General features: G+C 49.7%; 7 protein-coding genes. 6 read left to right on the top strand and 1 reads right to left on the bottom strand.

Going from position 1 to position 12,541, the window contains the following annotated elements:
* Positions 1–179 precede the first annotated feature (179 nt).
* A complete protein-coding gene (locus PV783_RS25910; RefSeq protein ID WP_111577523.1) occupies positions 180–1,757 on the bottom strand; it encodes a tetratricopeptide repeat protein in 1,578 nt (525 codons plus the stop codon).
* 186 nt (positions 1,758–1,943) lie between these two features.
* On the opposite strand from PV783_RS25910, the gene PV783_RS25905 reads away from it, so the two are divergent.
* The 6 genes from PV783_RS25905 to PV783_RS25880 all read left to right on the top strand — a co-directional run bounded on the left by PV783_RS25905 (position 1,944) and on the right by PV783_RS25880 (position 12,537).
* Positions 1,944–2,717 carry a 3-keto-disaccharide hydrolase gene (locus PV783_RS25905; RefSeq protein ID WP_420990169.1) on the top strand — a complete coding sequence of 258 codons (774 nt, stop codon included), beginning with the start codon at positions 1,944–1,946 and terminating at the stop codon, positions 2,715–2,717.
* A 132-nt stretch (positions 2,718–2,849) separates the two neighbouring features.
* Complete coding sequence (locus PV783_RS25900; protein ID WP_079470153.1) at positions 2,850–3,452, top strand: RNA polymerase sigma factor; 603 nt, start codon at positions 2,850–2,852, stop codon at positions 3,450–3,452.
* Between the two features lie 86 nt (positions 3,453–3,538).
* Positions 3,539–4,708, top strand: coding sequence for a FecR domain-containing protein (locus PV783_RS25895; protein WP_420990168.1), 1,170 nt, complete (start codon positions 3,539–3,541; stop codon positions 4,706–4,708).
* Positions 4,709–5,027: 319 nt separating this feature from the next.
* On the top strand, positions 5,028–8,354 hold the full coding sequence (locus tag PV783_RS25890; protein ID WP_420990167.1) for a TonB-dependent receptor: 3,327 nt from the start codon (positions 5,028–5,030) through the stop codon (positions 8,352–8,354).
* Between the two features lie 11 nt (positions 8,355–8,365).
* Positions 8,366–10,054: a RagB/SusD family nutrient uptake outer membrane protein gene (locus PV783_RS25885; RefSeq protein WP_420990166.1), complete on the top strand. Its 1,689-nt coding sequence runs from the start codon at positions 8,366–8,368 to the stop codon at positions 10,052–10,054.
* A gap of 8 nt (positions 10,055–10,062) precedes the next feature.
* Positions 10,063–12,537, top strand: a complete 2,475-nt coding sequence (locus PV783_RS25880) for a hypothetical protein (RefSeq protein ID WP_420990165.1) — start codon at positions 10,063–10,065, stop codon at positions 12,535–12,537.
* Positions 12,538–12,541 lie beyond the last annotated feature (4 nt).

Here is a 12,541-nt window from a genome sequence, read left to right as displayed (position 1 = left end):
CTGCAAAAAAAAATGCAAAAAAGCAGCGTAAGCAAAACGTAAACAGCGTTAACAACGCCGTAAACAAAGCGTGATCAGCGTATACAAACAGGATGTAAATGATTGGTAATTAAGTATTTATTTGTAACAGGAATCGCCATTACCATTATGTTACCGCAACGTTACCGGAACGTTATGCATCACAGGCTTTGTACAAAAGTGTTGAGCGTATCGCCTTCCGGGATGTTTAATTTTTTCCGGAGACGATATCTTGCTACCCGTAAACTGTCGGGTGAAATACCAAGAATGGTCGCCATATCTTTTGAGTCCATATTCATTTTATGGAGCGCCAGTAATTTGATATCGTTGTTGGTAAGATCGCTGTACAACGCATTGAGTTTATCAAAAAACACCTGGTGTACCTGTTCAAAGATGCCGGTGAATTCTTTCCATTGTTTCTCGTGATTCACGGTCTGGTTAATTTTCAGTACCAGTTGCTGCAGTTGCCTTTTCTGGTCCCGTTTATCTTCCTGCACCATTTCGGAGAGGGTGTTACGCAGCTCATCGAGGAACTGGTTCCGTTGGATCACATCCAGCGTGTGGGTGGCCAGTTGTTTACTTTTCAGTTCCAGCTGGTCTTTCTGCACCCGGTTTATTTCAGCATTCCGTTCAGATACGGTCTGCGCCTGGCTGATTTTCAGCTTCTGGCGGGAGATGGTGAGGAGGCAAAGGATGATGAGTAGTACTACCACAATCACTACAGCGGTGTAAATGATGCGGTTTATTTTATGGCTGTTTTCCAGCTGGAGGATTTCGTCGTTCTTTTTATTGGTGTCGTACAGGATCTGGAGGAAGTTCATCTGCTGGTTGTTTTGGGCCGAGTAGATGTCGAGCAGGCATTTGCGGCTGTACTCCATATAATAAAAGGCGCTGTCGTTCCGTCCGAGGAGATTGAATGCTTTGGCAATGTCTTTACAGGCTGCCGCTTCCTGGTATTTATTATTGGTTTGCAGTGCAAGGGCCAGTGCTTCCCTGGAGTAGGGCAGGCTGTTTTTAACATCGCCGGTTTTCCGGAGTACGTCTCCTATATTATTGAGTACTTCAATGCCTGCTATGCGTTCGTGGCTTGCCTCAAAAAGTTGCAGGGCCATGCGGAAAGACGATAGTGCGGTATCGTATTTTTCAAGGTCTTCATAAATGGTGCCCAGGTTTTCGTAGATGCCGGCCATACCAAAGGTATCGCGTGCGCCCTGGTATTGGGTCAGCGCCAGTTGCTGGAAGTACCGGGCGCTGTCGTATTGTTGTTGCTTTTCATAATAATGGCCGATGTTGCCATAGGTGGCAGCCATGCCGGCGGGATCGTTTACCTGGCGGTACAGCTGGAGGGCTTTATCGTACTGCATTTTAGCGCCCGGCTTATTAATATTGCGGTAATACAGCTGGCCCATATCATTGAGCACGGCTGCTTCGGCCGCTTTATGGCCGGTGGCGGTAAAAAGGGTGGCCGCCTGCTGGTAATATTCCAGCGATTTGGCGTAGTGGCCCAGGGTGAAGCAGATCTTTCCCATCTGACGGAGGCATTTGCCAGCAGTGGCTTCATCTTTGTTACTGATAGCTGCATCATGCATTTTGCGCAGGGCAAGAAAGGCGGCATCCGGTGATTCCTGGCTGAGCTTTCCGGCGGCGGCGAGCTGCATTTGCAGCGTGTCCTGCGCAGCGGTGGCGATTACCGGGAAGGCAGATAAGCATAGTACGATAAACTGAAAAACCCGTTTCATTTGTAATGACAGCACGTATTAATTAAGTGTAATCAATCCGCAAAGAATGTTTTTTAGTGTTAACTGTATGTTACCAAACCAGCTGCCGCTGACATAAAAATGCTTGCTTACCGATACTATTTTATATATTATTGTGACGCCGGTTACATTTTTGACCCATAAATTAGTTCCAGTTAAATATTGATTATGAAAAAGAGAATCTTAGTTACCATGCTGCTGGCCGGAGGAATTGGCGCCGCCAATGCCCAGGAAAAAGCAAAGCCTGAAGATACAGAAGTGTATACCCCGGTGCCCCCGGAAGTAAAGCCCGGGAAAAAATGTGGTGAAGCGCCTTCGGATGCCATCATCCTGTTCGATGGCAGCAGCCTGGATCAGTGGGTAATGACCGACGACCGGGAGAAACCCGCAGAATGGCTGGTGAGCAAAGGCGTTCTGACGGTGAACAAGAAGGTAGGGAATATTGAAACAAAGAAAGCGTTTACCAACTACCAGTTACACATCGAATGGCGCGTTCCCGCCAATATCACCGGTACCGGTCAGGGCAGGGGCAACAGCGGTGTTTTCCTGGCTTCCGTCGGTAAAGGAGATGCCGGTTATGAATTACAGGTACTGGATTCCTACAATAATAAAACATATACCAATGGCCAGGCTGGCAGCATTTACAAGCAGTCGGTGCCACTGGCTAACCCTACCCTGAAGCCAGGGGAGTGGAATACGTATGATGTGATCTGGACAGCGCCCGTATTTGGTGCAGATGGGGCGTTGACATCTCCCGCAAAAGTAACCGTAACCTTTAACGGGGTAGTAGTACAAAATGGCTACGAGCTGAAAGGCCCTACCCAATACATCGGTCAGGCAGCCTACCGCCAGGCGCATGGTCCCAGCCCTATCAAGCTGCAGGCACATGGCGATAAGAGCGAGCCGCTGAGTTTCCGCAATATCTGGGTAAGAGAATTATAGTAACAAAAACGAATTTACAGGAAAGGGCGGTCGGCAACGACCGCCCTTTTTTTATTTTTTTCTCCCTGTTCCATCATTTTCTTTACTTTTAATACCACGACGTTATGTAAAACTATTCCACTTTCCTGTTTCATGGAGCATGTAAACATTGAGAAGAACTTGTTGCTAAGGGCTGCTGCGGGCCATGAGGAGTCGTTTACTCAACTCTTTTTCCTGTACCGGCATAAGTTGTACAGCTTCCTGCTGCGCCTGACGGAATCTCCGGAGATGACGGAAGATGTGATACAGGATGTATTCCTGAAGTTGTGGAAAGACCGCGAAAACCTGGTGAACATCGAACAGTTCGGCGGATATATTTACCGGATGGCGCAACACCAGGCGCTGAATGCGTTCCGGCGCATGGCGAAAGAAACCCTGATCCTCGCCGAACTCACCAGGGTGACTAACGGGGCCGCGCCCGCCGATGCCGCGGACAACCTGAGTGTCCGGGAAGTAAGGGAAAAGTTACAATACGCGCTGGATCATCTTCCCCCAAAACAAAAACTGGTATATACCCTGAGCCGGGAACAGGGGCTGAAACACGATGAAATTGCCCGGCAGCTCAATATCTCCCCGTCTACCGTTAATAACCATATGATTGCCGCCCTGCGCACCATCCGTCAGCAACTGGGGCCGCACCTGCATTCCATTACGGGCGCTTCCTGCCTGCTCATGATCATCGATGGCTTCCGCTGAAAAAAATATTTTTAATTACACTAGTCATATTTTCCCGCTCAGGTGTCTATTGTAAGACAGATTCCGCATTAATGTAAAAACACCGCATGATTTCAGCAAGGATCAGCTACCTGGCAGCACGCTATTTTGATAATACCTGTACACCGGCAGAAAAGCTGGAGCTGGCGGCATGGATCGGCCGGCAAACGGATGATGCCGTGCTGGAAGAAGTATTGGGCGACGCCTGGGAATCGCATGTGCCGCTGATCATGATGCCCGATGAAATGTCGGACCGCATTGTGGCAGCCATGTTTGGCCGCGCGCCGGAAGTGCCTGTAGTGCCGGTACGTACCCGCTACCATAAAATATGGTGGGCGGCTGCCAGTATCCTCGTGCTTGGTGGCATCGGCGTATGGGCATGGCAGCATCAGCCGACGCCGGCGCCGGTAGCGGAAAGCAAACAGCAGCGGTATAAAAATGAAGTGATGCCCGGCAGCAACCGCGCTATGCTCACCCTGGCCGATGGCAGCGTTATTGCGCTGGACAGTGCCGGCAACGGCGTGCTCGGTCGACAGGGTGCCGTAAAAATCATCAAACAGGCCAACGGAGAACTGGCTTATGTGGGCAACGGTAACGGCGAAGCCATGTATAATACTATGACCACCCCCCGTGGCGGCCAGTACCACCTTACCCTGCCCGATGGCACCCAGGTATGGCTGAACGCTGCTTCTGCCATTACTTACCCTGCGGCCTTTACAGGTAAGGAAAGAAAAGTAACGGTGAAAGGAGAAGCTTATTTCGAGGTAGCTGCCAATGCCAGTATGCCTTTCCGGGTGGCGGCCGGCAACACAGAAATAACGGTACTGGGTACACGGTTTAACATAAATGCCTATACGGAGGAACCGGCTATCCGCACTACACTGGTAGATGGCGCTGTGAGCGTGGCTGCCGGGAAAAACACCACCATACTCCGTCCGCGTATGCAGGCGAGGGTAGGGAAAGATGAAGTATTACACGTTACTGAAAATATAGATACCGATGAAACCATCGCCTGGAAAAACGGGTTCTTCCAGTTTACCGATGCAGATATGCCTACGGTGATGCGGCAAATAGAAAAGTGGTACGACGTTAAAGTGTCTTATGAAGGAGCGATTCCTGAAAGAAGCTTTGGCGGCGGCATGCAACGCTCTTTGCCCTTAACGGAGGTGCTGGGAATACTGGAGGAAAATGGGGTAAAATTTAAGATAGAGGGAAAAAATATTATTGTTCTGAAATAAAAAACCACGTTACTGATTTACTACTAAACTAAGAAACACAAATTCCACTGCATAGGCTCCTGAAGTTTATGTATTCTACCTGTTATGCACAATAAAGCCGGAAACGCTGATAACATTTCCGGCGGCGTCTGGATAACACAAACAAAAAAGTCGGCGAAGACTCCTTATTCATTCAACCAAACAATGCAAATGTATGCAAATTAATTGTATCGCTCTTTGCAGCCGGACAGCTGTTGCTATTACCCGGAGCGTTATTTCCCGGACAGGCAGCAGGGTTTCCCGGCATCGCACGCTATGCTCAACCAAAATGCTGTTAGCTATGAAGTTAACGATTCTGTTCACGTTATTGCTCCTGAACGTAAGCGCCACCGGCCTTTCGCAAACGGTAAGCTTTTCAGGTAAGTCGGTATCACTCAAATCAGTGTTTGCCGCTATCAAAAAACAAACGGGATACGTAGTGTTCTACGACAACCTGCTGCTGAAAAACAGCAAGCCCGTGACCATCTCCGTGGAAAACGCGCCGCTGGCGGTTTTGCTCAATGCTGCCCTGAAAGACCAGGGGATGACTTTTACCATCCTGGATAAAACCATCTCCGTGAGGAAGCAACAGCTGCTCACGCTTCCTCCTATCCTGAAGTTAATGATCCCGCAGATGACCATCACCGGCCGGGTTACAGACGACTCCAATACACCGCTGCCAGGTGTGACCGTATTGCAGAAAGGAACCAGCAACGCTGTTATTACCAACGAAACCGGCGAATACCGGCTCACCAACATCAGCGATGGCGCCGTGATCGTTTTTTCCTATATCGGGTTTAATAAAGAAGAAGTTACCGTGAATGGCCAGTATAAGCTGGACATCCGTCTTACCAAAGCCGCCAACACCGCCCTCGATGAACTGGTGGTAATTGGTTATGGCACCATGAAAAAAAGTGACCTCACCGGCGCCGTGTCTACCGTGAAAGGTGATGCCATCGCCTCCCGCAAAACCACACAGGTGTCGCAGGCGCTCCAGGGCGCTGTTCCGGGCGTAATGGTTACCCGTACCAACAACGCGCCGGGCGCCGTGGCACAGATCCGTGTAAGAGGGATCACTACTATTTCTGATGCCGGCGCTTCACCGCTCATCATCCTCGATGGCGTACCCATTGATGATATCAACTCTATCAACCCAAATGATATTGATAATATTTCTGTACTGAAAGACGCCGCTTCTGCTTCTATTTATGGCTCCAGGGCGGCTGCCGGCGTGATCCTCGTTACTACCAAACGTGCGAAGAACGGGCAGCTGGATCTGAACTACAGTTATGAATACGGTGTGGAAAAGCCCACCAAACTGCGTGATTATGCCAATGCGGTAGACTATATGCGCCTCACCAATGAGCTGCGGTGGAACGACAACGGCAATAACGCCAACGAATACCCTATTTACACCAAAGATATTGTGGATAACTACGCCGCACTGCATGCACAAAATCCGGATCAGTACCCCGATACCGACTTCAGAGGTATGATCCTCAGCAACAGCGCACCCCGTGAAAGCCATGCACTGAGCATCGCCGGCGCCGGGAAATCCCTGCGTTCCAGGGTGTCGCTGGTATATGATAAAATCGGCGCGCTGTACGAGGGCCGCTCGTACGACCGGCTTACCGCACGCATCAACAACGATATCATCATCAATAAATACCTCACCGCCAGCGTAGATGTGAATTACAAACGCACCATCGTTAAACAGCCGACCATTGATCCGATGTACAAGATGGGCATCATGCCGCCCATTTATGCGGCCATGTGGTCTGATGGCCGCATCGGCGCGGGAAAAGACGGCGCTAACGTGTACGTGCAAACAAAATATGGCGGCTTTAACAACAACTGGTTTAACCAGCTTGGCGGAAAAGTAGGTATCGATTTTACGCCCATAGAAGGATTGAAAATTTCCGGTATCGTATCTCCCTTTATCAACTTTGATAAAGGAAAGAAATTTACCCGCAAGGTGCCCTATACTGCTTTCAATAATCCAAACGCTATTTCAGGATATATTGAAGGTCTTACCGAAACCAAACTGGAAGAAGCGCGCAACGATAACTACCGCTACACCACCCAGTTTGTCGCTAATTACAATAAACAGATCAAAGACCACAGCTTTAGCCTGATGGGCGGATATGAATTTTATAAGGCATTCAATGAAGACCTGGGTGCATCGCGCGGACAATATATCCTCAGCAACTATCCCTACCTGAACCTGGGCCCGCTGGAGTTCCGCGACAACAGCGGCGGCGCCTATGAAAATGCATACCGCTCCTGGTTTGGAAGAGTTACCTATAGCTATAAAGATAAATACCTGTTCCAGGGAAATATCCGTTATGATGCGTCTTCCCGTTTTGCCGCAGGCTACCGCTGGGGTTCTTTCCCGTCTTTCTCTGCCGGCTGGGTGATATCAGAAGAGAAATTTATGAAGTCTACCGCGCCGTGGTTATCCTTTGCAAAGCTCCGTGCTTCCTGGGGTTCACTGGGTAATGAACGCATCGGTAACTATCCTTACCAGGCATTGCTGCGCTTTGAAAATAATTCCCTGTTTTATAAAGGCAACAACATCGTATCGGCACAATCTGCTGCACAGTGGCAATATGCCATCCGTGATATTTCCTGGGAAACCACGCACTCGTGGGATTTGGGCGCAGATGTAAATTTCCTTGATAACAGGTTGCGTTTTACCGGTGATTATTTTAAGAAGACAACCGAAGATATCCTGCTGGAGCTGGAAATCCCTGATTATATCGGCTTCGACAATCCTTACCAGAACACCGGTAAAATGTTTACTACCGGCTGGGAAGCACAACTGGGCTGGAACGATCGCATCGGTGATTTCACTTATAGTGTATCCGTGAACGTATCCGACTTTGTATCCAAAATGGGCAATCTTGGAGGAACACAATTCGTTGGCGATTCTATAAAAAGACAAGGCAGTGAATTCAACGAATGGTATGGCTATATATCTGATGGTATTTACCAAACACAGGACGAAGTGGATAAATCAGCAAAGCTCAACGCCAACGTGAAACCCGGTGATATCCGCTACCGTGATGTGAGTGGCCCCAACGGTGTGCCCGATGGCAAAATATCCCCTGAATACGACCGCGTACTGCTGGGTGGTTCGCTGCCGCGTTATCAGTATGGCATCAGTTTGCAGGGCGGATTCCGCAACTGGGATCTGGGTATTGTATTCCAGGGTATAGGCAAACAAAACTCCCGCCTCACTACCGATATGGTACGGCCACTCTATGAAAATTTTGGCAATTTCCCGGCTATCATCGATGGCAATTCCTGGAGCAAATACAATACGCCGGAACAGAATAAAGCCGCCAGGTATCCGCGCTATACCAATACCTCTGCAGGTAATAACTACGCCATGTCCGACTTCTGGCTGATCAACGGCGCCTATTTACGCCTGAAAAATATCAACGTAGGATATTCCATGCCCAATGACTGGGTAAAGAAGATCCGCATTCAGAGCGTTCGTATATACGGTAGCGTTAGCGACCTGTTCTCTGTGCATAATTTCCCGAAAGGTTGGGACCCTGAACAACCATCACTGGGTTATCCTATTACCACCAGTTATGTTATTGGCGCATCTGTTAAATTCTAAATTCCACGAACATGAAGCAACTTATTCTCATAGCCGGCATCACTTGTATTTTCTTCAGCGCCTGCGGCAGCCTGGATCTGAACCCGCTGTCCGATGGCTCCAGCGAAACCTGGAATTCCAATGCGGAAGAAATAGAAATGTCGCTCAACGGATTGTATAAAATCAATTTCTGGATGAAGGACGACGATGATTGGACCGACGACTGGATATACCGCGACGTTACCACCGCTGTTACCGGCGCTACTATCAATGGTGAAACAGATTTTGTAAAGAAGTGGTGGACGGATACCTACAAAGCCGTAGCCCGCGCCAACAACATCCTGCAAAGCATTTCCCGCGCAAATAAGGTACTGTCGGCCGACCAGATAAACAACTACACCGCGGAAGCCCGCTTTGTAAGAGCGTGTATGTATTCCCGTTTACTATCGCATTACGGCAACATCATTTATACCGACTCCACACTCGACATCGACCAGGCGCTGCAGCTGAAGCAAATGGATAAAGCCACAGTGTTAAAAAAGATCTATGAAGATTTTGATTTCGCCGCAGCTACCTTAAAAACTACTTATGGCGCATCGGAACTGAAGCGTGCCACCAAAGGCGCTGCCCTGGCCATGAAAGCACGTATTGCACTGTATATGGGCGACTGGGCCGTTGCACGCGATGCTGCCAAAGCATGTATCGATCTGGATGTATATAAACTGCACGATAATTTTGGAAACCTGTTCCTGTCGAAAACAAAGAATTCCACTGAAACTGTTTTTGGATTGCCAAGATCGGTGACGTTAAAAGTTACTTTCGACGACTGCCAGAATTATGTGTCGCGTAACGCCGGTGGCTGGGCTGCCAAAGATCCGTCCTGGGATCTCTTTTGTAGTTTTTTATGTAAAGATGGATTACCGGTAGATGAATCCCCTTTATTTAATCCCCGCCGTCCGTTTGATAACCGCGATCCGCGCTGTGCCGCCACCATCGTGGAATTCCAGACCCCGCACCTGGGATACGTTTTCCAGCCGCATCCGGATTCCCTGAAAGTGAGGTCAGTATCAGATAATAAATACGTGGAAAATAAAGATACCCGTGCTATTGCACAATACGCCTCTTTCAACGGGTTGTTATGGAAAAAAGGTATCGATGGCGACTGGCTCCTCAACTCCTGGAAAATGGAAGCCGATAATATTGTGATCCGTTTTGCAGATGTATTGCTCATATATGCAGAAGCCAAAACAGAGTTAGGAGAAACAGACCAGCTGGTGCGCGATGCCATTAACAAAGTAAGGGCGCGCGCCTATGGTACCGTGTACACCAATACCAGTGCGTATCCTGCGGTTACCGCCGCGGATCAGTCCAGCCTGCGTAAAATTATCCGTACCGAAAGAAGAATGGAGTTTGCACTGGAAGGTATCCGTTACATGGATATCATCCGCTGGAAGCTGGCGGAAAAAGTGCTGAACAAAGCAAACTATGGTTTGCTGGAACCCGCAGAGCTGCGTACAAAAATAGTGCAGCCGGGATTATGGTTCTTCCCGCAAACGCCTGCTATTGATGAAGATGGTATAGCCGATTTTACCGCGATGTATAACGCCGGACTGATAAAACAGATCACTGTGCGTAAGTTTGATGCCACGCGCCAGTACCTGTGGCCTATTCCATCAACAGAAGTATTGACCAGTCACCTAACCCAGAATCCAAACTATTAAGCGATCGTATGAAACAAAAGAATAGACTGGCCGCAGTAATAGTTGCCATCGGTATATCGGGAGCTGCGTGTAAAAGTGAAAAAGCCGCAGCCCCGCGATCGTTCAGCGGTATTTATCCGCAGCTGGCCATGTATAACAAGGAAGGGGAGTGTGGCACCGGTGCCGTAGTACCGTGGGCGGGGAAGTTGTGGGTAATTACTTATGGTCCGCACCTGCCTTATGGCTCGTCCGATAAACTGTATGAAATAACGCCGGATCTGAAACAGGTGGTGCGCAGCGAAAGCATTGGCGGCACACCGGCCAACCGGATGATTCACCCGGAAAGTCACCAGTTGTTTATAGGACCGTATGCCATCGGTGAAAATGGCCAGGTGCGCACCATACCCTACACGGCCATGCCAGGGCGGCATACCGGTAACGCACGGCATCTTACAGATCCTGCCGGTAAAATTTATTATGGTACCATGGAAGAAGGTTTTTACGAAGTAGATGTAAAAACCCTTCAACCTGTTTTATTATATGAAGATGGAAATGTAAAAAGCAAAAAAGGCGCAGACACTACCGCTAATACACCTTCCGCCTTATTGCCGGGAGCGCATGGTAAAGGCTTGTATTCCGGTCAGGGCGTAATGATTTATTCCAACAATGGTGAACCCGGACCCAAAGCGCTGACCCAGTTTGATATTGAAGCGGGGTCGTTATCGGAATGGAACGGGAAAGACTGGAAAGTTGTGCGCCGGAACCAGTTCACGGAAATTACTGGTCCGGGTGGCATCTCCGGAAATAAAAATCCGGCCACCGATCCCATATGGGCTACGGGTTGGGATCATAAATCTGTATTACTCGGATTGCGCGACCAGGGCAGATGGTCCTTCTTCCGTTTGCCAAAGGCCAGTCATAGCTACGATGGCGCGCATGGCTGGAACACCGAGTGGCCGCGTATCCGCGACATCGGCGCAGAAAATAAGCCGGATTACCTCATGACGATGCACGGCCTGTTCTGGCATTTCCCCGGACAGTTTTCTACCGGGCATACTGCGGGTATCCGTCCCCGTAGTGCATACCTGAAAGTGATCGGCGACTTCGCCCGCTGGCAGGATCAACTGGTATTTGGTTGTGACGATGCCGCGCAAAAAGAATTTCTCAACAAGCGGGCCGCCAAAGGAAACATCGAAGGACCAGGCCAATCCAATTCCAATCTATGGTTTACTTCCCTGCAACAACCCGATGAGCTGGGACCCAACACCGCCGAAGGCGCTGTGTGGCTGAACGAAGCAGTAACGCCATCGCAGCCTTCCGAACCTTTCCTCTTTGCCGGATGGCCTCACCGCAGCGCACGGATCACCCATAACGGCAAACGTCCCGTGGAGTTCACGCTGGAAACAGATAAGGGCGACGGCATCTGGAGCATTGCACAAAAAGTAACCGTGGCACCCGGTAAAACCGGCGACATTATTTTCCCGGAAAACATGCCGGGAGAATGGATCCGTATTACCGCCGCGCAACCGGTAGTAGCTACGGCGCATTTCTTTTATGCTGCCAATGATGCCCGCAAAACAGTGCCGGCAGCGCTTTTTAACGGACTAAGCAAAGTAACGGACGCCGTTTCCAATGGCGGACTCTTATATGGCCTGGGCGACGACCGCCGCGCACTTGGCATACTCGCACAGTCGTATAAAAACGGGGATGCTACCGTGGAAGGCTATTACGAGCTGGATGCCAACATGGACCTCGTGAAAAAAGATGATCCTAAAACAGCGGACTTTATCCGGCAGAAATTTGCAATCCCACAACAGGCAGTGACCATTGAAGCTGGCTCTGTATTGATAGTAGACGATAAAGGCCGCAGATGGCGGTTGCCACTGGGCAACGAAGCCTTTGCAGGTCTTACCGGCAAAGCCGCCTTGCGCATTTGCCGCGAGGTATCAACAGAAAGGGACCTGTTTAATTGCATGGGTACCTTCTATGAATTGCCTGCGGAAAACGCCGACGGTTATGCGAAAATAAGACCGGTAGCATCGCATCCTTTCCGGATCAACGACTACGCCGCCTACCGCGGCTTGCTGGTAATGACGGGTATTGCGCCCGATACCAAAGCCGGTGAACACATCATTGTATCGGCCGATAAAAAAGCAATGGTGTGGGCAGGCGCGATTGATGATCTATGGCAACTGGGCCGGCCGGTGGGCCGTGGAGGTCCATGGAAAGATGCTGCAGTAGAAGCAGGCAAACCATCAGATCCTTACCTGGTGGGTTTTTACTCACAGCGTCAGCTGCAGTTGTCACATGATGCTACCGCGCCCGTTGAATTTACCGTAGACATTGATCCCGTAGGCAATGGCGCCTGGATGAATTATAAAACCGTTACCGTTGCTCCGGGAGAAACGCTGAACTGGCAATTCCCCGGTGGTTTCGAGGCACGGTGGATCCGTTTCACGACCAATAAAAACTGCCGCGCTACCGCATGGCTGGAATATAAATAAGCGA

The organism is Chitinophaga sp. CC14, assembly GCF_048957795.1.
In the GTDB taxonomy this organism is placed as follows: Bacteria; Bacteroidota; Bacteroidia; order Chitinophagales; family Chitinophagaceae; genus Chitinophaga; species Chitinophaga ginsengisegetis.
Note: the sequence above shows the minus strand (reverse complement) of the source record. Positions and strands in the feature narration are given on the sequence as shown.